This window comes from Rhodosalinus halophilus (assembly GCF_003298775.1).
In the GTDB taxonomy this organism is placed as follows: Bacteria; Pseudomonadota; Alphaproteobacteria; order Rhodobacterales; family Rhodobacteraceae; genus Rhodosalinus; species Rhodosalinus halophilus.
Genome location: NZ_QNTQ01000005.1, coordinates 91,995 through 112,487, shown reverse-complemented (window position 1 = coordinate 112,487; position 20,493 = coordinate 91,995). Strand labels below are relative to the sequence as shown.

Here is a 20,493-nt window from a genome sequence, read left to right as displayed (position 1 = left end):
AGCGCGGAGCCACGGGCCTCGGCTCCGCAAACAGGGAGAGACGGCATGTACACCGTGATCGGCGATCTGAAGAGTCGCGCCTTCCGCGTGATCTGGATGCTCGAGGAGCTCGGGCAGCCCTATGAGCACCGACCCGAGCCGCCGCGTTCGGAGGCGGTGCGCGCCCTGAACGCGTCCGGCAAGATTCCCGTGCTGCTGGAGGGCGAGGCTGTGCTGACCGATTCGACCGCGATCCTCACCTATCTCGCCGACAAGCACGGTCAGATGACCCATCCCGCCGGCACGATCTCGCGCGCGCGGCAGGACGCGATGACCTTTCGTATCCTGGACGAGATCGAGAGTGCGCTCTGGACGGCCGCGCGCCACAGCTTCGTGCTGCCCGAAGACAAGCGGGTTCCGCAGGTCAAGGACAGCCTGAAATGGGAGTATGCCAACAGCATCGAGCGACTGATGGACGACCTGCCCGCAGACTACCTCGCCGGGGCGGAGCCGACGGTGCCCGACATCCTGCTGGCCCATTGCGGCGGCTGGGCGAAGGCGGCGGGCTTTCCCGCCGAGGAGCCGCGCTTCGCCGAGTATCTCCGGCGGATGCGCGCGCGTCCGGCCTTCCGCAGGGTCGCCGAAATGGCGAAGGCTGCGTGACGGGGCGGAGAGAATTCTTCGTCCGAAGAATCTTCGGAGTCGGCGCGATCATTGCGGCGATTTTTCGCACGAAGAATCGCCGCTCCGCTCAGAGCCGTTCGATCGCGATGGCCGTGCCCTCGCCGCCGCCGATGCAGATCGCAGCGACGCCTCGCTTCAGACCGCGTGTTTCCAGCGCGTTGAGCAGCGTTACCATGATCCGCGCGCCCGAGGCGCCAATCGGGTGACCCAGCGCGCAGGCGCCGCCATTCACGTTCACGATGTCCCGGGGCAGACCCATCTCGCGCATGAAGGCCATGGGAACCACGGCGAAGGCCTCGTTGACCTCCCAGAGGTCGACGTCGCCCAGGCTCCAGCCGATCCGCTCGAGCAGCTTCTGCGCGGCGGGCACCGGCGCTGTCGTGAACCAGCCGGGCGCCTGCGCGTGGCTCGCATGTCCGAGAATCCGGGCGCGAGGGGACATGCCGGAAGCCTCCGCGCGGCCGCGCTCGGCCAGCACGAGCGCGGCGGCACCGTCGGAAATCGAGGATGAGTTGGCCGCCGTCACCGTGCCCCCCTCGCGGAAGGCGGGTTTCAGCTGCGGAATCTTGTCGGGCCGCGCCTGCCCGGGTTGTTCGTCGCTCTCCACGACCGTGTCGCCCTTGCGTCCCTTCACGGTCACGGCCGCGATCTCGCGCGCGAAGGCGCCGCTCTTCTGCGCCTCGAGCGCGCCTTCCAGCGAGCCCAGCGCATAGTCGTCCTGCGCCTGGCGGGTGAACTGGTAGTGCTCGGCGCAGTCCTCGGCGAAGGTGCCCATCAGCCGGCCCTTGTCGTAGGCGTCCTCCAGCCCGTCGAGGAACATGTGATCGACGGCTTGCTGGTGGCCGATCCGCGCCCCGCCGCGCATCGCGGGCAGCAGATAGGGCGCGCGCGACATGCTCTCCATGCCGCCCGCGACGATCACGTCCGCCTGGCCCAGCGCGATCTGGTCGTGCGCGACCATCGCCGCCTTCATGCCGGAGCCGCACATCTTGTTGAGCGTGGTGGCGGGCACCTCCTCTCCGAGGCCGGCGGCGAAGCCTGCCTGCCGCGCCGGCGCCTGGCCCTGGCCTGCGGGCAACACGCAGCCCATCACGACCTCGTCCACCACCGGGCGGCCGGCCTGATCCAGCGCCGCGCCGATCGCGACGCCGCCCATCTCGGCCGCTGTCGCGCCGGACAGCGCCCCCTGCAATCCGCCCATCGGGGTGCGCGCCGCCCCCGCGATCACAACTTCGGCCATGTCTCCGCCCTCCTGTCGTCGGCTCTGCATACCGGATGGTAAGGATTGCGGTCCAGAGTGCCTCGGACGCAGAGCGAGTTGGGAGTCCCGCGATGAAGCTCGAGAGCCGCGATGCCGATGGAAGCCGCATCGTGACGGTGCTGGAGGACCGCATCGACGCCGCCGTGGCCATCCGCTTCAAGGACCGGATGCGCGAGCAGAACGCCGACGCGCCGCAACGGATCGTGCTCGATCTCAGCCACGTCTGCTTCATCGATTCGAGCGGGCTCGGCGCCATCGTCGCGACGATGAAGCAGATGGAAGGGCGCAGTCTGGAGCTGGCGGGCCTCACCCCTGCCGTGGACAAGGTGTTCCGCCTGACCCGGATCGACAGCATCTTCACGATTCACCCCTGCGCGGAGGCCGCGATCTCCGCGGATGCCGAATGACACGCGCGCTCAGCATGTTCCGTCTCCGCCTGCCGCCCCGCCGGCCTCCAGCACGATGCCACTTCCGCGCGGCGAGCCGCTGATCGAGTTCACATGCCGCGGGCGTCAGTCCGAGATCCGGCCTGCGCTCGCGCGGCTGCGCGGCTGCCTTGAGCGTCACTCGGCCGGCAACCTCGAGGACGTGATCGATTCCGTGGAGATCGCGCTCGCCGAGGTACTGAACAATATCGTCGAGCATGCCGGTCCTTCCGGCCGGCGCACCGCGATCCGTATCTCGGTCTGCGGCACGAATGCAGGCCTCGCCATCCGCGTAAGCGACGATGGGCGCCCGATGCCCGGTCTGCTCTTGCCGGACGGAACCGGGCCCGATCTGGCTGTTCCCCTGGCCGACCTGCCGGAGGGCGGGTTCGGCTGGGGCATCGTGCATGCGCTCACCTGCGCGTTGCACTACCGGCGCGCGCACGGGCGCAACGAACTGGCTCTCTGCTTCGCCTGCCAGGGCGCCGACGGCGCCTGAGATGCGGAAGCCGGGCGGGAAGGGATGCCGCGAAAACGCCCAATTGACTCCGCATGCCAGCCAGATTGCCTCGCGACAAACGGAGCTGTAGCTGCATAGGCTTCCCTCGGTGCCGCGTCGATAATAGCCCCCACCCAGTGCGCGGCACCGAGGTCTTCTCCCCTGCCACATCCGATTGCACCCGCCGGGCGCCGCGCCTAGGACATGCCTGGCTTGCAGGAGCTCCCGATGCGCGACTTCCAGATTCCCGGACGATCCCCCGTTTTCGCGACGCGGGGCATGTGTGCCACCTCGCACCCCCTCGCCGCGCTCACGGCCATCGATATCCTGCGCCGCGGCGGCAACGCGATGGATGCCGCGATCGCGGGCGCGGTGATCCTCGGCATCTGCGAGCCGCACATGACCGGCATCGGTGGCGACGCCTTCGTGCTCTGGACGCCGCCGGGGAGCGATAAGGTGCAGGCGCTGAACGGGTCGGGTCGCGCGCCCGGGGCGGCCGACGCGCAGGCATTGCGCGACCGCGGGCTCGACGCCGTGCCCGAAGACGGGGCTGAGGCGGTCACCATTCCCGGGGCGGTCGAGGCCTTCTGCCACCTCGCCGAGAGCGAGGGGCGGCTTGGGCTCGACGCGCTGCTCGCGCCGGCGATCGACGCCGCGGAGCGCGGCGTTCCGGTGGCGCCGCGCGTGGCGATGGACTGGGCAGGCGACGCGGACCGCCTGAGCGGCGCGGCGCGCGAGCACTACCTTCCAGGCGGCCGGGCGCCGTCGCCCGGCACGCTGTTTCGCGCTCCGGCGCAGGCGGAGGTGCTGCGCCGTCTCGCCAGCCAGGGGCGCCGCGCGTTCTATGAGGGCGAGATCGCCGAGGACATGCTGGCCGCGCTGGCCGCCCGGGGCGGCGTGCACACGGCGGAGGATTTCGCAGGCGCGGAGGCGACGCCCGCCGCCCCCATCGCCGGGTCGTATCGTGGCCGGGAACTCGTCGAGCATCCGCCCAACGGCCAGGGCGCGGCGGCCATCCTGCTTGCGCAGATTCTCGCCCAGTTCGATCTCGCCGCGCTCGACCCGCTCGGGCCCGAGCGCGCGCATCTCGAGGCCGAGGCCTGGAAGCTCGCCGAGGATGCGCGCAATCGCTTCCTCGCCGATCCGGCGCATGCGGACGCGGCGAAGCTGACCGATCCCGCCACCGCGCGCCGGCTCGCCGCATTGATCCGGCCCGACGCCGTGCTTCCCGATCCCGCGGCGCTGACCGAGGCCATCCACCGCGACACGGTCTACATCACCGTCGTGGACCGGGACCGCATGGCCGTCTCGCTCATCTACTCGATCTACCACGGCTTTGGCTCGGGCATCGCGTCGGAGAAATTCGGCATTCTCCTGCATAACCGCGGCGCCGGCTTCACGCTCGAGCAGGGGCATCCGAACGAATACGGCCCCGGCAAGCGGCCGCTGCACACCATCATTCCCGCCATGCTGCGCGAGGGCGGTCGCGTCACCATGCCCTTCGGCGTGATGGGCGGCGGCTACCAGCCCACGGGACACGCGCGGTTTCTCTCGAACATCGCGGATTTCGGGATGGATCCGCAGGCAGCGCTCGACGCGCCGCGGGCCTTTGCCGATGGCGGTGTGCTGAAGCTCGAGCGCGGCTATCCCGACTCGACCCGCCGGGCGCTCGAGGCGCTGGGCCACCAAGTCGTCACGCCGGAGCGTCCGCTCGGAGGCGGGCAGGCGATCATGATTCGCGATTCAGGCGTCCTGGAGGGGGCGTCGGATCCCCGAAAGGACGGCTGCGCGCTCGGCTACTGAGAGGTCGGTTCAGTTCAACTGGACGTGCAGGGGATAGTGGCCGTCCTCGAACGGGCCGAAGAGCTCGGGAATGTCCGGATGATCGACCGGCTCGCCGGAATAGTCGGCGACAAGATTCTGCTCCGACACATACGCCACGTAGAAGCTCTGCTCGTTCTCCGCGAGCAGATGGTAGAAAGGCTGTTCCTTGGCCGGACGGCTGTCCTCGGGAATGGCCTGATACCACTCCTCGGTGTTGTTGAACTGAGGATCGACATCGAAAATCACGCCGCGGAACGGATGCTTCCGGTGCCGCACCACTTGGCCAAGACAATATTTTGCACGTGTCATGCGCATCTCTTATAGCCCCCGATCCCTTGTAGCGCTGCCGGCGGGGTGTTGTCCATGCAAGGGGCCTTAACTGTCGGGAAACAGTGTGTGATGCGTGAACTGACAGTGGCGCGCCCCGGTTCCGTCGGCTGCAAAACGTGAATTTCCCCCGACGCCGCGATGCGCTACACTGTCCGAAAATCCGGCGCCACGACCGGGCAGCAGACAAGACGTTCGCAACGAACGAGAGGCAGATGAGCAGACTCCTGATCGCGCTCCTCACGGCGCTGGTCGTCGGATCGTGCGGCGGAGGCAACTACTCCGCCCCGCGCAATCTCGACGACGCCTGCGCCATCGCGCGCGAGCGCCCGCATTACTACCGCGCCTTCCAGCGCGCAGAGCGCCGCTGGGGCGTGCCGGTGCATGTGCAGATGGCCACCATGCACCAGGAGAGCAAGTTCATCGGCGACGCGCGCACGCCGTTCCGCTATGTGCTCGGGGTGTTGCCCATGGGGCGGCAGAGTTCAGCATACGGATACTCGCAAGCGCTGGACGGCACCTGGGAGGAATATCAGCGCGCGACAGGCAATCGCCGCGCGCGCCGTGACGATATCCGTGACGCCACGGACTTCATGGGGTGGTACATGACGCTCTCCCGGGAGCGCAACGGCATACCGCTCTCCGATGCGCGCAACCAGTACCTTGCCTATCACGAGGGTCACGCGGGATTCGCGCGCGGCAGCTACAACGCGAAATCATGGCTCTTGCGCGTCGCCGACAACGTGGAAGAGCGTTCCCGTCGCTATCAGGCGCAGCTCGCCACCTGCAGGTGAGCGCGACGGCCTACCGGCGCGTTTCCTGCTCGGTGTTGAGCTGGATGTTGAACAGGCTGTCGGGCAGGCGCCCGCCCACGGTCACGTCACCCAGCACCACGGTGGTCGGGCCGCCCTGATCGTCGTTCACCCGCCACTGGCGCAGCTCCACGGGCGGCCCGGTGAAGACGAGCTGGATGTTGCCGTATTCGGGATGCTCGGGATCCTGCGCGGTCACGACGGTCGAGGTGCCGTCATGCGCATGGCCGGTCACCATGCGCTCGCGCGTGAGATCGACGTTCTCGGCGAGGATGATCTTGAGCGGCGTGCGGTCGAGCGGATAGGTTTCCGGCCCCGCGTTGCCCTTGGGGTCGAAGATCGCCACCGCGCCGCCCGAGGCGAGCACCAGCGTCTCCTCCGGCGGGTCGTATTCGAACCGCACCTTTCCGGGCCGGCTGATATAGACCGTGCCGGTCTGGATCGTGCCGTCGGCGTTGATCTGCGTGAACGCGCCTTCGACGGTACGCAGGCCGTTGAGATAATCCGAAATCGCCCCGAGCGACAGCTTTTCCGCCGCCGCCGGTGCCGCCACGGCGAGCGCGAGCGCGCCCGCCAGCAAGATGCGTGTCCTTGTCATGACTCCAATCTAGACACGCCGGGCCGGCCGCGCATCACCCCTGCGCTCACTTTGCCGCGACGGGACGGCGCGAGGCCGGCCCTGCGCGAAACTCCGCCGAAGTCGCTGCAGGGGCGCCCGGGCGCTCGGCCTCACTGCGGCTCAGGCAGCAGGATCTCGCGCTTTCCCACGTGGTTGGCCGGGCTGACCACGCCCTGATCCTCCATCTGCTCCACCAGCCGCGCGGCCTTGTTGTAGCCGATGCCCAGCTTGCGCTGGATGTAGGAGGTCGAGCACTTGCGGTCGCGTGCCACGATCTGCACCGCCTGGTCGTAGAGCGCGTCCTCGCCGTCGGTGTTCCCGCCTAGGCCAAGAACGGCGTCGATGTCGCCCGAGCGGTCCTCGTCGGGCCCCTCGACCACGCCAGAGACGTAGTCGGGTTCGCCGAAGGCCTTCAGGTGGTTGACGATCTCTTCCACCTCCTCGTCCGAGACGAAGGGGCCGTGACAGCGCGAGATGCGTCCGCCACCGGCCATGTAGAGCATGTCGCCCTGACCCAGCAGCTGCTCGGCGCCCTGCTCGCCCAGGATGGTGCGGGAGTCGATCTTCGACGTGACCTGGAAGCTGATGCGCGTGGGGAAGTTCGCCTTGATCGTGCCGGTGATGACGTCGACCGAGGGCCGCTGCGTCGCCATGATGAGGTGGATGCCGGAGGCGCGCGCCATCTGCGCCAGGCGCTGGATGCAGGCCTCGATCTCCTTGCCGGCGACCATCATCAGGTCGGCCATCTCGTCCACGATGACCACGATGTAGGGCATCTTCTCGGGCGCGAATTCCTCGGTCTCGAAGACCGGCTCGCCGGTCTCGTCGTCGAAGCCGGTCTGCACCGTGCGGCGGAACATCTCGCCCCGGGCCTGCGCGTCCTCGACGCGGCTGTTGTATCCGTCGATGTTGCGCACGCCCATCTTCGACATCTTGCGGTAGCGCTCCTCCATCTCGCCCACGACCCACTTGAGCGCGACGACCGCCTTCTTGGGGTCGGTGACGACAGGCGAGAGCAAATGCGGAATCCCGTCGTAGACGCTGAGTTCCAGCATCTTGGGGTCGATCATGATGAGCCGGCACTCGTCCGGCGTGAGCTTGTAGAGCAGCGACAGGATGAAGGTGTTGATCGCCACGGACTTGCCCGAGCCGGTGGTGCCCGCGATCAGCAGGTGCGGCATCTTGGCCAGGTTCGCGACCACCGACTCGCCGCCGATCGTCTTGCCCAGCGCGAGCGGCAGCTTCTGCGTGCCGTCGCCGAAGTCGCGCGAGGCGAGGATCTCGCGCAGGAGCACCATCTCGCGCTTGTCGTTGGGCAGTTCGATCCCGATCACCGAACGGCCCGGAACGGTCGAGACGCGCGCCGAGAGCGCCGACATCGACCGCGCGATGTCGTCGGCGAGGCCGATCACCCGGCTGGCCTTGAGCCCCGGGGCCGGCTCGAGCTCGTACATGGTCACCACGGGGCCTGGGCGCACGCTCACGATGTCGCCCTTCACGCCGTAGTCCTCGAGCACGCTCTCGAGCATCCGGGCGTTCTGAGCCAGCGCCTCTTCGCTCAGGTAGTGACGCTCGATCGAATCCGGGTTCCGCAGCAGGGCGAGCGGCGGCAGTTCGTAGGCAGACTCCTCCGGTTCGGCGAAGCGAAGCGCCGGCTGCGCCTCTTCCCGCGCACGGCGCGAGGGTGGGGGGGCCTTGCGCGGCGGGGCCTCGACCTTCGGGCGCGGCGGCTCGGCCACGGGCAGCCGCGGACGCGGCGAAGGTTGAGAGGCGGGCGCCGGGTCATGCTCGGCCTCGGCCGCGCGCCATGCGGTGGCGGCATCCCACTCGGTCTCTTCGAAGCCCTGATCGTCGTCTTCCGGGCGCGCGGCATGGGCGGCCGTCAGCGGCGGCTCGGCCGCAGTCGCGAGTCCGCCGGCTGCGGTCAGCGGCGGCTCCCGCCGCGGGCGGGAGGTGTCGAGCACCAGCGGATCGGGCCCGCGGCCGCGGCCGCGGGTGAGCGGCGCCTCCTTCGGCGGATTGGCGACACCGCCCTTTATGGCGCGGGCACGGACCGCGTCGGCGATACGCGCGCGGATCCTGCCCTCGCCCGGCATCTCCGGCTCGAACTGCGGCTCCCCGCGGTCGATGAGCTCGGGCTCGGGCATCGGTTCGGGGCGGCCGACGAGCGCCGGCATCCGCGCAAGCAGGCCCCCTGATCTTTGCGCCGGCGCGCGAGTGTCAGGGGCGTCGCCCCGGCGCACCAGCGTGGCGGCGCGCGCCTCTTCGGCCGCCTCCGCGCGCGCCGCCGCCCGTGCCTCGGCCCGTGCTGCGAGCCCTTCACGTCCCGCCTGCATGCCGTGCGCCAGGAGCCTCGCGGCATTGGCCACGAGCCGCGCAGCCTTCTTCAGCAGGGTGATCAGGCTTGCGTAGACCACAACGACGCCCAGTCCGACGAAGCGGCCGATACCCCGTAGCTCCGCGCGTGAGAATCCGAGCACGAAGGCGCCCATCGCCACCAGCGCCAGCGCCATGCCCGCCGAGACCAGCTTGAGCCCCAGGCCGGGCCCGAGCGGCGCCGCGGTCAGCATCGCCGCCACCACCGTGTCGCCGAAAAAGCCGCCCAGGCCGAAGGGATGAGTCCAGCCATCGCCCGGCACCAGCGTCGCCGCATAGACCGACAGCGCGGCGATCCAGATCGGCGCAAAGACCACGCGGCCCAGCGCGCGCTCCTCGCCCCGATGCAGAAAGAGCCGCAGGCCCCAGGCCGAGGTCACCGCCGCGATGCCCCAGGCGCCCAGGCCGACGACGAGAATCAGCGGCGCTGCGACCGTGGCGCCGGTGCGGCCGAGCCAGTTGTGCACCGGCCCGTCGGTGGCCGCCATCCAGCTCGGGTCGTCGGGATGATACGAGGCCAGCAAGGCCGCGACCGCCGCTCCGAGCGCGATCAGCGCGAGCCCGACGAGCTCCTTTCCGCGCTTCTCGAGCGCATCCGCCATCTCGCTGTCGAGGAGCGGGTCACGCCCGCGGGCCTGGTATGCCATTGGTCTCCCTCTCCTTTTATGTCTCGAGCACGCGGCGGATCGCCTGGAGCCCGCGCAGCACCTCGGCGTCCGGAGCGACGAGCGCGGCGCGGATGAAGGGCGCGCCCGGATTGCCCTCTCCTGCATCCTGCGCGAGATAGGCGCCCGGCAGGACGCGCACGCCGGCCTCGCGCCAGAGCCGCAGCGCCGCAGCCTCGCCGTCCTCCACCTCGAGCCACAGGAAAAACCCCGCCTCGGGCGCGGTGTAGCCCGGCAGATCGCCCAGCACCTCGTCGGCCATCGCGTATTTGCGGCGGTAGAGGCGGCGGTTCTCTTCCACGTGGTCGTCGTCGGCCCAGAGCCTGGCCGAGGCGCGCTGAATCGGCAGCGGCAGCGGCGCGCCGGAATAGGCGCGGAGCTGCTTGACGCGCTTCAGGCTCTCCGGTCCGCCCGCGACGAAGCCCGAGCGCAGGCCCGGCACGCTGGATCGTTTGGACAGCGAATGAAAGACGACGACCCGCTCCGGATCCGCGCCGCGGGCGGCCGCGATCTCCAGCGCGCCGGTGGGCGGCGTCTCGCGGTAGAGCTCGGCGTAGCATTCGTCGGCGAAGATCCTGAAATCATGCCGCTCCGCCAGGCCGATCAGGCGGTCCCAATAGACCGCGTCGGCCACTGCGCCCTGCGGGTTGGCCGGCGAGCAGAGATAGACGGCGGCGGTGCGGGCCAGCAGATCCTCGGGCAGCGCTGCGAAATCCGGCAGGAAGCCCGTCTCGCGCGTGGCAGGGACGAAGACCGCCTCCGCCCCGATCGAGCGCGCGGCGACCATGTAGACCTGGTAGAAGGGATTGGGCATCAGCACCGCGGCCTGCTGCCCGGACTTCTGCGAGGGCAGCAGCGCCATGGCGGCGTTGTAGAGGCCCTCGCGGGTGCCGTTGAGCGCCATGACCTGCGTCTCGGGGGCGATCTCGACGCCGTAGCGGCGGCCGAGATACTCGGCGCAGGCCTGCCGCAGCTCGGGCGTGCCGTCGTTCGGGGGGTAGCGCCCAAACTCGGACGCGTGCGCGACAATCTCTTCGCTCACCCAGTCGGGAAAGGGGTGCTGCGGCTCGCCAAGCGCCATCTGCACGACCTCGCCGCCCGGCGCATGGCCGTCGAGCAGAGCCCGCAGACGCGGGAACGCATAGGGCGGTAGGGTGCCGAACCGCTCGGGAAACATTGCCTGCACTGCCTCAAGACCGGGGTCGTCGCGCCCCGTTTCGGTTGCGAAGATACAAACTCGCCCCGGCCCCGTCCAGAAAAAGACCGCGACGCCACAGGGTTGTGGCGGCCGCGCCATAGGCCCGCCGAACGGACCGCCTCAGTCGAGCGCCGCCTCCGTCGCCGCGCCCAGCCTGAGCAACGCCGCTTCGCCCATCGGCCGGCCGAGGATCTGCAGGCCGGTCGCCGGCACGCCCGCCGGCAGCGTGAGCGCGGGCAGCCCCATCAGGTTGCCGATCCGCGTGTTGCGCAGAGTCAGCAGGTTCTCTGTCCGGTAGTAGTCGCTGTCGGTCTTCAGGCGGTCGAGCCTGGGCGGCGTGTTGGCGACGGTGGGGCAGATCACGGCGTCGAAGCCCGCCGTCGCCTCGGCCCAGGCGCGGCGGGCGGCGATCATGCGCTCCCAGGCCGCAAGGTAATCTGCCGCGAGCGTCCCGGCGCCGCCGCGGAACCGTTCCAGGATTTCCGGGAACATCGCCTCGGGGTTCGCTTCGATCACCTCCCGCCAGGCCGCATAGGCTTCGGAGGTGTAGAGTAGAGCCGAGTCGCCCATCGGACCTTCGAGGGCGGGAACCTCGATCGGGACGATCTCGGCACCGGCGGTGCGCAACCGTTCGGCCGCCTGTGCGTAGCCCTCGCGCGGCGCCGCACGCAGATCGTCGAAGGCGATAGTCCGCAGTTCGGCGAAGCGCACGCCCTCGAGCCGCGCGCCGCGCAGGTCGGGCGCCGGGCGCCCCTCGAGGGCGGCGAGCATAAGCGCCGCGTCCTCGACGGTCCGGGCGATCGGACCCACGGTGTCGAACCGGGCCGCCAGAGGCACGACGCCGCCCAGCGGCACGCGCCCCGCGGTCGTCTTCAGCCCCACCAGGTCGTTCCAGGCGGCCGGCACCCGGACCGAGCCGCCGGTGTCCGAGCCCACGGCCACGGGCGCGAGCCCGAAGGCCACGCTCGTCGCCGCGCCGGAGGAGGAGCCGCCCGAAACCGCATCGGGGTTCGTCACCGAGGGCGGCGTCGCGGTGATCGGATTGTAGCCCAGCCCCGAGAAGGCGAGCTCGGAGAGATGCGTCTTGCCGAGACAGACGAGGCCCGCAAGGGTCGCGTTGCGCAGCACGTCGGCGTCGCGCGCCGGCACCCGGCCGCGCAGGAGCGCGCTTCCCGCCTCGGTGGCGACGCCCGCCGTGTCGAAGAGATCCTTCCAGCTCGCCGGCACGCCGTCGAGCGCCGAGCGGCGCAGCCCCAGCCGCGCGCGCGCCGACGCGGCGCGCGCTTCGGCCCGGGCGCGCTCGGGCGTCAGGCGGGCATAGATTCGGTCGCGCAGCGGGTGCGCGTCTGCCGCCTCGAGAATGGTCTCGGTCAGTGCGACCGGCTCGATCTCGCCCGCTCCGATGCCGCGCCCGAGCGCCGCCGCGCTCATCCGAAGCCAGTCCTGCATCCGCCCCTCCTCTTGGTCGGGCGGGACGGTAGCGGCGCCGCGGCGCATGGACAATCCCGCCGCGCCGCGCATATGTCGGCCCATGACCTTCGATGCCGAGATCCTCATTGCCGGCGGCGGGCTGACGGGCACCGCCCTCGCCCTCGCGCTGGCGCGGGCCGGGCGCAGCGTGGCGCTGATCGACCCGGCCCCCGCCGCCGTTCGCGCCGCCGAGGACTTCGACGGCCGCTCCTACGCGCTGGCGCTCGCGTCGGTCCGGATGCTGCGCGCGCTCGGGCTGGCACAGACGATCGCGGAGCACGCCCAGCCGATCCTGGAGATCAAGGTGAGCGACGGCCGCGCGGGTGAGGGGCCCTCGCCGCTCTGGCTCGAGTTCCACCACGCCGAGATCGAGGAAGGCCCGATGGGCCACATGATCGAGGACCGCTTTCTGCGCCGCGCTCTTCTCGCGGCGGTGGAGGCGGAGCCGCGCATCACGCATCTCGACGGCGAACGGGTGGTCGGCCAGGCGCCGGAAGCGGGCGCTGTGACGGCCACGCTCGGCTCGGGCCGCAGGCTCAGCGGTGCGCTGCTGGTGGGCTGCGACGGCGTGCGGAGCGAGACCGCGAAGCGGGCGGGGATCCGGCGGACGGGCTGGCGCTACGGTCAGACGGCGCTCGTCTGTGCGCTGGAGCACGAGACGCCGCATCACGGCATCGCGCATCAGTTCTTCATGCCCGAGGGGCCGCTTGCCATCCTGCCCTTGCCGGGAAACCGCTCCTCCATCGTCTGGACAGAGCGCGACGACCGGGCCGAGGCGATCCAGGCGCTCGACGACGCCGGCTATCTCACGGCGCTGCGGCCGCGCTTCGGGGATTTCCTGGGCGAGATCGGGCTCGCCGGCGCGCGCTACACCTACCCGCTCGAACTGAGCGTCGCGCAGGACTTCGCGGCAGCGCGCGTCGCGCTGACAGGCGACGCCGCGCATCGCGTGCACCCCATCGCGGGGCAGGGCTTGAACGCCGGGCTCCGGGATGTCGCGGCGCTGGCGCAGGTCGTGGACGAGGCCGCGCGGCGCGGCGAGGACATCGGCGCGCCCGACGTGCTCGCGCGCTATGCGCGCTGGCGCCGCTTCGACACCGCAGCGCTGGCGGCAGCGACCGACGGCTTCAACCGCCTGTTCTCGAACGACAACCCGATCCTCCGGCTTGGCCGGGATCTGGGTCTTGGCGCGGTGGCGCATCTGCCGCGCCTGCGCCGTGGCTTCATCCGCGAGGCCGCGGGGCTGACAGGCGACCTGCCGGCGCTGATGCGCTGAGACTTCCGTGAACGCTCAGGCACAAGATCGACCGGCAAGAGCAGGCCGCGGCATGAGGCAGTCGTGTCAGTCGAGCCGTCGCGCCTCGTCCACAAGCATCACCGGGATACCGTCGCGGATCGGGTAGGCGAGGCCCGCGGCGCGCGAGGTGAGTTCCTGGCGCACGGGATCGTATTCCAGCGTGCCCTGCGTCTCGGGACAGACCAGCGCTTCGAGCATCCTGCGGTCGAAGCCGTGCCCTGCCTGCGGGTCCGGTTCGGGGGCCATGCGCTCGTTCACTGCACCGCCCCGCCGCTGCCGCGCTCGCCCGCGCGCAGGGTGAACTCGATCAGCGTCACCAGCGTCTCGCGCCGGGTGGACAGGCTCGGCGCCTCCAGCAGGGCCTGCTTGTCCTCGGGCGCGAAGTCCAGCAGCATCGAGAGCGAATTGACCAGTAGCTCGTCCTCTGCCTGCTTGAGCGAATCCCAGTCGGTGGAGAGGTTGCGCGATTCGAAGTAGCGCCCGAGCAGCCCCAGAAAGCGCTCGCGGTCGAACGCCGGGTCGGCCTCGGTGTGGCCAAGATCCTGTTCGAAGCCTTCCCAGGAGACCCTGGCGCGGCGGTAGGGGGTGAAGCCCTCCACCTCCTCGAGGACGCGGAAGCGCGATATGCCGGTCAGCGTGATCATGTAGCGGCCGTCCTCCGTCTCGGAGAACTGCGTGAGCCGGCCCGCGCAGCCGATGCGCTGCAACTCGGGCGTGTCGCTGCCCGGGCGCGGGCAGGGCTGCACCATGCCGATCAGGCGCTCGCGCGTCTTCATGCAGTCTTCGAGCATGGCCAGATAGCGGGGCTCGAAGATATGCAGCGGCAACCGCGCCCGCGGCAGAAGAAGCGCCCCGGGCAGCGGAAAGACCGGGATCGTCTCGGGCAGATCGGCGGCTTTCAACATTCGCATCAGCTAGCCCGCAGCGCCCCTCAGGCAAATATCATCGAGCTGAGTTTCCGCCGACCGTTGAGCACCACCGGATCGTTCGGTTTGAGCGCGTCGAAGATGGTGAAGAGCTGCTGTTTCGCCGCGCCGTCGTTCCATTCGCGGTCGCGCCGGAAGAGCTCCAGCAACTCGTCGACCGCGCCCGCTGCGTCGCCCTGCGCATAGAGCGCCTGCGCGAGGTCGTAGCGCGCCTGATGGTCGTTCGGATCGGCCTCGACCCGCGCGCGCAGGTCGGCGACGGGGCCCGCGCCCTCGGCCTGGCGGGCGAGCGCGAGTTGCGCCGCGGCGGCCTCGAGCTCGTGCGACTTCGAGATTTCCGCCGGTGCGCCGTTCAGGATCGCCTCGGCCTGATCCAGATCGCCCATCGCGATGTGCGCGCGCACCAGACCTCCATAGGCGGCGGCGTTGTGCTCGTCCTCGCCAAGGATCGCCGCGAAGGTCTGCGCTGCGTCGGCCGCGGCTCCCTCCGCCAGCATCGCCTCGGCCGCCTCGACGGCCTCGTCCAGCCCTCCCGAGGCCTCGCCTCCGGCGGCCTGGACGACGCGGTCGATGAACTCCTTGATCTGCGAGGCCGGCAGCGCGCCCTGGAAACCGTCGATCGGCTGGCCCTGCCAGAAGGCGTAGACCGTGGGGATGGACTGGATGCGCAGCTGCTGCGCGATCATCTGGTTCTCGTCCACGTTGACCTTGACCATCTTCACCGCGCCGCGCGCTGCGGTCACGGCCGACTCGAGCGCCGGGCCCAGCTGCTTGCACGGCCCGCACCATGGCGCCCAGAAGTCCACGATGACCGGCACCTGCTGCGAGGCGTCCACCACGTCCTGCATGAAGGTGGCCTCGGACGTGTCCTTGATCAGCTCGCCGTCAGGCGCCGCCTGTTTCGCTCCGCCCAGTTCGATCATGGCTGTCACCTCGATTCCCGAAAACTTGGCCGGTATATGGACCCGGAGGCCACCGGTTCCAAGGCCGCGACCCTGTCGATGTACGTGCGGGCTTGCTGCAGGGGCAAGTCACGGCATAGGCTGACGGGACGCTTTGCCGAGGGACTGCCATGACCGCCACGCGCCGCAATCCGGGCGACCTCTACGATTCGCTCGCCTATGGCTTTTCCCACGCGGTGGAGAGCGCGCCGGGACGTCTGCTGCACTGTGCGGGGCAGGTGGCCTGGGACAAGGACTACAATGTGGTGGGCGAGGGCGATCTCGCCGCGCAGGCCCGGCAGGCGCTCGCCAACCTCCGGGCCGTGCTGGCCGAAGCCGGCGCCGGCCCCGAGCACATCGTTCGCATCCGCACCTATGTGGTGGATCACACGCCCGAGAAGCTGGGCCTCGTGGTCCCGGCGCTGGCCGACTTCTGGGGCGATGTCACGCCTGCGGCCAACACCTGGATCGGCGTGCAGGCACTGGCACTGCCCGAGTTCCTGATCGAGATCGAGGCGACCGCGGCTCTGCCCTGATCACAGGCGATTATTCGAACGGAAAATCGCCGCGGTCCGTCCCCGCCGTCCGAGGGTTTTTCGGACGAAAGATCTTCTTCAGGGGGCGTGGCGATCCGGATGGGCGGCCGCGAAGGCCGGATGCGCGTCGAGCGCCGCCTTCGCCGCGAGGATCCGCGGGCAGTCGGAGTAATCGGCCTCCCACCGCTCGGCGTTGTAGAGCTGCGGCATCAGGCAGATGTCGGGAAGCGTGATTCGATCCCCCGTGCAGTAGGGCGCCTGCTCCCACCGGGCGAGCAGTTGCTCGAAGGCGGCGAGGCCCGGGCCGATGAAGCGCTGCATCCACTGCTGGCGCATCTCCGGGTTCTCGGTGATCTTCACCGCGTAGGAGGCGACCTGCAGGTTGCAGACGGGGTGGATGTCCACGGCGATGGCGTGGGCGGCCGCCTGCACGAAGCATCGCTCGGCCGGATCCACGGGCAAAAGGCCCAGGCCGCGCGTCCGGTCGAGATAGTCGAGGATCGCCAGCGACTGGGTGAAACGGTGGCCGTCTATCTCGAGCACGGGGACGAGCCCTTGCGGATTGCGCGCGAGGTGCGCATCCGTCTTGTGCTCCTTCGAGGGCAGGTCCACCGGCACCTGCCGGTAGTCCTCCCCCGCGAGGTTGAGCGCGATGCGGAGGCGATAGCTCGCCGAGCTCCGGTAGTAGTCGTAAAGCACCGTCTGCGTCATCGCGTCCCCGTTTCAGATCTGGCTCAGTTCCTTCTGGTGCAGCCACTCGGCGTGCTTCGGCGCCTTCTTCGTGCGGCTCCACTCTTCCAGCATCTCCCATTTCACTTGGTCCAGACGCTCCAGCATCTTCTCCTCTTCCGGGTCTGGGCATGCAAGCTCCACCCGGTGGCCGTTGGGATCGAAGAAGTAGATGGAGTGGAAGATGGAGTGGTCTGTGACGCCCAGCACCTCGACGCCGTTGGCTTCCAGATGCTCCTTGAACTTCAGCAACTCCTCGCGGTCCCTTACCTTGAAGGCGATGTGCTGCACCCACTCGGGCGTGTTCGGGTCGCGCCCCATCTCGGGCTTCGTGGGCAGCTCGAAGAAGGCGAGCACGTTGCCGTCGCCGGCATCCATGAAGACATGCATGTAGGGGTCGGGCTCATGGGTCGAGGGCACATGGTCCTCGGCGATGGCGAGCACGAAGTCCATGTTGAGCATCTTGTTGTACCACTCGACCGTCTCCTTCGCGTCCTTGCAGCGATAGGCGACGTGGTGAATCTTTTCGATCTTCATCGGGAGTCCTCCTCGAAGCGGGCGGCGGCGAGCGCCTGCCGCAGAATGTCGCGGTCGCCTATGTGGTTGGCCATGATCAGGATCAGACGGGCGTTGAGCGCGTCGCTCTCGGCCTTCGTCAGTCCCTCGTGCGCAGCCAGAAGCTCGGCGTAGAAATCGTCGGGGTTGGTGATGTTCGGTCGCAGGTCGAGCGCGGTCATGATCGTCACTCCTTGGCGGTGGCGCGGCGGATCGCGGCGCGCACGGCGGTCTCGTCGTAGGCGGGCCAGCGGGCGGCCACGTGCTGATCCGGGCGGATCAGGTAGACGGCCGAGGGATTGTCGCCGAGATAGCGCTCGGCCAGCGCGCCGCTGGGATCGTCTGCGGCGGAAAGCGCGACGCGCGCGGCCTCGATCCCGTTTTCGGCGACCTGCTCGGGCGCTTCCGCGTCGATGGTCAGCACGGTGAAGGCTCCGCCGAGCCGGTCGAGGACGTAGCCGTTGCCGGCCGGCGCGTCGGGGCAGGGCGCGCCCGGCCGCGTGCGCGCCGGCCCTCCGGGCAGCGCATCGGGCGTGTTGAGCGGCGACTCGTCATAGATGCAGGGCACCGAGAGTCGTCCCGAGTTCACCAGCGGCCTGGCGAACGCGTGGTGCTCGCTGAGATCCAGAACGGCGTCGCGGAAGAGGCGGCTGATCTCGGACTTCGGCGTGATGAAGTCCGTCGAACGGGTGGAGTTGAGGATGTTCTCGTCCGCGCCGTAGATCCGCTCGTCGTCGTAGCTGTCGAGCAGCCGGTCGGGCGCCTGCCCGTCGATCACCAGCTTGAGCTTCCAGATCAGGTTGTCGGTGTCCTGCAGGCCCGAATTGGCGCCCCGCGCGCCGAAGGGGCTGACCTGATGAGCCGAGTCGCCCGCGAAGATCACCCGGTTGTGGCGGAACTTCTCCATCCGGCGGCACTGGAAGGTGTAGATCGAGACCCATTCGAGCTCGAATTCCACGTCGTCGCCCAGCATCTGCTTGAGGCGCGGGATCACCTTCTCGGGTTTTTTCTCTTCCTCCTTGTCGATGTCCCAGCCCAGTTGCAGGTCGATGCGCCAGACTCCGTCCGGCTGCTTGTGCAGGAGCGCCGACTGGCCCTTGTTGAAGGGCGGATCGAACCAGAACCAGCGTTCGGTCGGGAAATCCGCGTCCATGATCACGTCGGCGATCAGGAAGTTGTCCTCGAAGACGCGGCCGACGAAATCGAGGCCCATCATGGAACGGATGGGCGAGCCCGCGCCGTCGCAGGCGATGAGCCATTCGGTCTCGACCGTGTAGGGGCCCTCCGGCGTCTGGACGTTCAGCTGCACCCGGTCGCCCATGTCGGTCACGTCGAGCACCTTGTTGCCGCCGCGCAGTTCGATCTCGGCGCCCTGTTCCTGCAACTCGCGAACGCGGGCCACGAGGTAGTCCTCGAAGTAGTACTGCTGAAGGTTGATGAAGGCCGGGCGGCGGTGGCCCTCTTCGGGCAGGAGGTTGAATTCATAGACCTTGCGATCGCCGAAGAAGACCTTGCCCAGGTTCCAGACCACGCCCTTGTCCACCATCGGCTGGCCGCAGCCGAGCCGGTCGAGGATTTCCAGAGGGCGCTTGGCGAAACAGATCGCGCGGGAGCCGAAGCTGACCTTGTCGTTGTCGTCGAGCACGACGACCGGCACGCCTTGCTGCGCAAGGTCGATCGCGGCGGCCAGGCCCACGGGCCCCGCGCCCACGATCATCACCTTGTGGCGGACAGGTGTCGTCGCGTCCTGATCGGGCGAGCGGGTGTAGGGGTAGAGCGGGATCTCGAAGATCTTGTTCATGGTGAAACCTCAGGCTCGGGGCAGGGTTGAACGGGGGAGGCGCGCGGCGTCGTGCGGCGCGCAGTGTCCGGAAACCGGGGGCGAGATGGGAGAAAGCGGCCTCGACCGGCGTCTCGGCGCCACCGACTGGCGCTGGCCTGCCTGGGTCGGCGCGATGCTTTTCGCCGGTGGACTCGTCGGCGCAGTCCTCGCGGGGCCGCGGTCCGAGGCCGCGCTCGCGATGGTCGGGCTCGCCTGCCTTGCGGCCGGCGCGGGCCATTTCGGGATGTCCTTCACCGTCCGGGCCGAGCGCGGCGCGCGCTGGACGGGCCGGGCGCTCGGGACGATGCTTCTGGTGCTGGGGGCGGCGCTCCTGTTCGATCCTTTCGCGTGGATCGCGCCGCAGCGCGCGTCTGCGGGCGTCGTGCTGATCGTCGTGGGCGTGCTGCGCGTCGCCGCGGGCTGGCGCATCACGGTGCGGGACGGACGGCACTGGCGGCTGGCTTCGGGCCTGGTGTCGCTGGCCGCGGGGCTCGCCGTCATGGTGGTGATCGACGCGGCGGCGATCGGGGCCTTCGCCGGACTCCTTGCGGTGGACCTTCTGACCGCTGGGCTCGCGGGCATGGCGGTCGCCCTGCGTGCGCGGCGGTTGTGATCCGCGCGAGCCGCGAAACTCTTCGCCACTCGCCGGTGTTCACCAGCAGAGACGATTTCTGACCCGAGCGGGTGCGGCCCGCGGAAAGGAGAAGCGATGACATCCACCGAATTCACCCGCGCGGCGGAAGAGATGGACTGGCGCTGGCTGGCCGTCTTCGGCGTCGTCATGCTGCTGGGCGGCCTGCTGGCGCTGGCCAATCCCTTCGCCGCCTCCATCACCGCCGAGATCCTCGCCGGCGCGGCCTTCGTCGCAGGCGGTGTCGTGCAACTCTGGATCGCCTTCGCCGGCACCGCCGGCGCGGATCGCGGCACCCGCTGGCTCTCCGGCGCGCTGGGCGTGCTGTTCCTGCTGCTGGGCGTTCTGCTCCTGGCGGATCCGCTCGCCGGACTTCTGACGCTGACCATCGCGGTCGGCGCGCTCTTCGCCGGCATGGGCGCCGCGCGGCTGGCGTTGGCCTTTCGCTGGCGGCCGCAGCCCGGCTGGGGCTGGATGGCCGCGTCGGGTGCGCTGTCTCTGGTGCTCGCGGCGCTCATCCTGTTCACGCTGCCCGCCTCGGCGCTGGGCATCCTCGGGCTGTTGCTCGGTGTCGATCTGACAGTCGCCGGCGCGGTCTCGCTGGCGCTCGCCTGGCGCGCGCGCTCGGCGTGAGGCAGCGGGGCGGTCATTGCCGCCCCCTGCCGCAGAGCCGCCAGCCCGACCACATGGCGGTGCCGCCGAAGAAGGCGCCGCCGATACCGACGATCTCGATCCAGGCAGGACCGGGCGGCCGGGTCGAGACGGCGAAGATGATCACGGCAAGCCCCGTCAGCGAAAAGATCAGGCGAAACCGGAGTTCGCCGCGGGAGGGGCCGTAATCGCTCACCGCTTCGCCCTCGCGGAGTGACTCGAGGCGCGGGCACGCAGAGGCGGCCGATATGCCCGCGCCGCGCCCA

At 69.7% G+C, this 20,493-nt stretch carries 23 protein-coding genes; 9 read left to right on the top strand and 14 right to left on the bottom strand.

All coding sequences use genetic code 11. The features are described from left to right. The first annotated feature begins 45 nt into the window (after nucleotides 1-45). Nucleotides 46-642: a glutathione S-transferase family protein gene (locus DRV85_RS05755; protein WP_113288495.1), complete on the top strand. Its 597-nt coding sequence runs from the start codon at nucleotides 46-48 to the stop codon at nucleotides 640-642. 88 nt (nucleotides 643-730) lie between these two features. On the opposite strand, the gene DRV85_RS05750 is transcribed toward DRV85_RS05755, so the two are convergent. Then, entirely contained in the window at nucleotides 731-1,903 is a 1,173-nt protein-coding gene (locus tag DRV85_RS05750; RefSeq protein WP_113288494.1) for a thiolase family protein, read from the bottom strand. Between the two features lie 92 nt (nucleotides 1,904-1,995). Between DRV85_RS05750 and DRV85_RS05745 the strand changes: the two genes are divergently transcribed. From DRV85_RS05745 to DRV85_RS05735, 3 genes are all read left to right on the top strand, one after another. Further along, entirely contained in the window at nucleotides 1,996-2,331 is a 336-nt protein-coding gene (locus DRV85_RS05745) for an STAS domain-containing protein (protein WP_113288493.1), read from the top strand. Between the two features lie 55 nt (nucleotides 2,332-2,386). Beyond that, the gene (locus tag DRV85_RS05740) at nucleotides 2,387-2,848 is read left to right on the top strand and encodes an ATP-binding protein (RefSeq protein WP_158540107.1); all 462 of its coding nucleotides are present in this window, start codon (nucleotides 2,387-2,389) and stop codon (nucleotides 2,846-2,848) included. A 228-nt stretch (nucleotides 2,849-3,076) separates the two neighbouring features. Next, nucleotides 3,077-4,651 (top strand): gamma-glutamyltransferase family protein, encoded by a 1,575-nt coding sequence (locus tag DRV85_RS05735; protein WP_113288491.1) that lies wholly within the window; start codon nucleotides 3,077-3,079, stop codon nucleotides 4,649-4,651. A gap of 9 nt (nucleotides 4,652-4,660) precedes the next feature. Here DRV85_RS05735 and hspQ read toward each other — a convergent pair whose 3' ends face one another. Beyond that, nucleotides 4,661-4,987: a heat shock protein HspQ gene (gene hspQ / locus DRV85_RS05730; RefSeq protein ID WP_113288490.1), complete on the bottom strand. Its 327-nt coding sequence runs from the start codon at nucleotides 4,985-4,987 to the stop codon at nucleotides 4,661-4,663. Nucleotides 4,988-5,214: 227 nt separating this feature from the next. Here hspQ and DRV85_RS05725 point away from each other — a divergent pair, with 227 nt between their 5' ends. After that, complete coding sequence (locus DRV85_RS05725) at nucleotides 5,215-5,793, top strand: transglycosylase SLT domain-containing protein (protein ID WP_113288489.1); 579 nt, start codon at nucleotides 5,215-5,217, stop codon at nucleotides 5,791-5,793. A gap of 10 nt (nucleotides 5,794-5,803) precedes the next feature. Here DRV85_RS05725 and DRV85_RS05720 read toward each other — a convergent pair whose 3' ends face one another. The 4 genes from DRV85_RS05720 to DRV85_RS05705 form a co-directional block, all read right to left on the bottom strand. Continuing rightward, on the bottom strand, nucleotides 5,804-6,409 hold the full coding sequence (locus DRV85_RS05720; protein WP_113288488.1) for a LolA family protein: 606 nt from the start codon (nucleotides 6,407-6,409) through the stop codon (nucleotides 5,804-5,806). Nucleotides 6,410-6,540: 131 nt separating this feature from the next. Continuing rightward, nucleotides 6,541-9,453: a DNA translocase FtsK gene (locus tag DRV85_RS05715; RefSeq protein ID WP_113288487.1), complete on the bottom strand. Its 2,913-nt coding sequence runs from the start codon at nucleotides 9,451-9,453 to the stop codon at nucleotides 6,541-6,543. Nucleotides 9,454-9,469: 16 nt separating this feature from the next. After that, nucleotides 9,470-10,648 carry an aminotransferase class I/II-fold pyridoxal phosphate-dependent enzyme gene (locus DRV85_RS05710; protein WP_113288486.1) on the bottom strand — a complete coding sequence of 393 codons (1,179 nt, stop codon included), beginning with the start codon at nucleotides 10,646-10,648 and terminating at the stop codon, nucleotides 9,470-9,472. A gap of 141 nt (nucleotides 10,649-10,789) precedes the next feature. Then, the gene (locus tag DRV85_RS05705; RefSeq protein ID WP_113288485.1) at nucleotides 10,790-12,118 is read right to left on the bottom strand and encodes an amidase; all 1,329 of its coding nucleotides are present in this window, start codon (nucleotides 12,116-12,118) and stop codon (nucleotides 10,790-10,792) included. 82 nt (nucleotides 12,119-12,200) lie between these two features. Between DRV85_RS05705 and DRV85_RS05700 the strand changes: the two genes are divergently transcribed. Then, nucleotides 12,201-13,415: an FAD-dependent monooxygenase gene (locus DRV85_RS05700; protein WP_113288657.1), complete on the top strand. Its 1,215-nt coding sequence runs from the start codon at nucleotides 12,201-12,203 to the stop codon at nucleotides 13,413-13,415. Between the two features lie 66 nt (nucleotides 13,416-13,481). Here the strand turns inward: DRV85_RS05700 and DRV85_RS05695 are convergent, their stop codons facing one another. From DRV85_RS05695 to trxA, 3 genes are read right to left on the bottom strand one after another with little or no spacing between them, the layout of a single operon-like run. After that, nucleotides 13,482-13,682 (bottom strand): Trm112 family protein, encoded by a 201-nt coding sequence (locus tag DRV85_RS05695; protein ID WP_113288484.1) that lies wholly within the window; start codon nucleotides 13,680-13,682, stop codon nucleotides 13,482-13,484. A gap of 8 nt (nucleotides 13,683-13,690) precedes the next feature. Beyond that, nucleotides 13,691-14,341 carry an LON peptidase substrate-binding domain-containing protein gene (locus DRV85_RS05690; RefSeq protein WP_113288483.1) on the bottom strand — a complete coding sequence of 217 codons (651 nt, stop codon included), beginning with the start codon at nucleotides 14,339-14,341 and terminating at the stop codon, nucleotides 13,691-13,693. Between the two features lie 26 nt (nucleotides 14,342-14,367). Next, entirely contained in the window at nucleotides 14,368-15,285 is a 918-nt protein-coding gene (gene trxA, locus DRV85_RS05685; RefSeq protein WP_113288482.1) for a thioredoxin, read from the bottom strand. 149 nt (nucleotides 15,286-15,434) lie between these two features. Between trxA and DRV85_RS05680 the strand changes: the two genes are divergently transcribed. Then, nucleotides 15,435-15,839, top strand: a complete 405-nt coding sequence (locus tag DRV85_RS05680; protein WP_113288481.1) for a RidA family protein — start codon at nucleotides 15,435-15,437, stop codon at nucleotides 15,837-15,839. A 78-nt stretch (nucleotides 15,840-15,917) separates the two neighbouring features. Here DRV85_RS05680 and maiA read toward each other — a convergent pair whose 3' ends face one another. The 4 genes from maiA to DRV85_RS05660 are packed head-to-tail and all read right to left on the bottom strand — an operon-like array spanning nucleotide 15,918 to nucleotide 18,924. Next, on the bottom strand, nucleotides 15,918-16,550 hold the full coding sequence (maiA, locus tag DRV85_RS05675; protein WP_113288480.1) for a maleylacetoacetate isomerase: 633 nt from the start codon (nucleotides 16,548-16,550) through the stop codon (nucleotides 15,918-15,920). Nucleotides 16,551-16,562: 12 nt separating this feature from the next. Next, nucleotides 16,563-17,105, bottom strand: coding sequence for a VOC family protein (locus DRV85_RS05670; protein ID WP_113288479.1), 543 nt, complete (start codon nucleotides 17,103-17,105; stop codon nucleotides 16,563-16,565). Further along, nucleotides 17,102-17,305, bottom strand: coding sequence for a DUF2783 domain-containing protein (locus DRV85_RS05665; protein WP_113288656.1), 204 nt, complete (start codon nucleotides 17,303-17,305; stop codon nucleotides 17,102-17,104). The genes DRV85_RS05670 and DRV85_RS05665 overlap by 4 nt, the downstream gene beginning before the upstream one ends. A 5-nt stretch (nucleotides 17,306-17,310) precedes the next feature. Then, nucleotides 17,311-18,924, bottom strand: coding sequence for an FAD-dependent oxidoreductase (locus DRV85_RS05660; protein WP_113288478.1), 1,614 nt, complete (start codon nucleotides 18,922-18,924; stop codon nucleotides 17,311-17,313). 85 nt (nucleotides 18,925-19,009) lie between these two features. Between DRV85_RS05660 and DRV85_RS05655 the strand changes: the two genes are divergently transcribed. Both DRV85_RS05655 and DRV85_RS05650 read left to right on the top strand, forming a co-directional pair. Continuing rightward, nucleotides 19,010-19,558, top strand: coding sequence for a DUF308 domain-containing protein (locus DRV85_RS05655; protein WP_158540106.1), 549 nt, complete (start codon nucleotides 19,010-19,012; stop codon nucleotides 19,556-19,558). Between the two features lie 96 nt (nucleotides 19,559-19,654). Beyond that, a complete protein-coding gene (locus tag DRV85_RS05650) occupies nucleotides 19,655-20,209 on the top strand; it encodes an HdeD family acid-resistance protein (RefSeq protein ID WP_113288476.1) in 555 nt (184 codons plus the stop codon). A gap of 13 nt (nucleotides 20,210-20,222) precedes the next feature. Here the strand turns inward: DRV85_RS05650 and DRV85_RS05645 are convergent, their stop codons facing one another. After that, nucleotides 20,223-20,423, bottom strand: a complete 201-nt coding sequence (locus DRV85_RS05645) for a hypothetical protein (RefSeq protein WP_113288475.1) — start codon at nucleotides 20,421-20,423, stop codon at nucleotides 20,223-20,225. Nucleotides 20,424-20,493 lie beyond the last annotated feature (70 nt).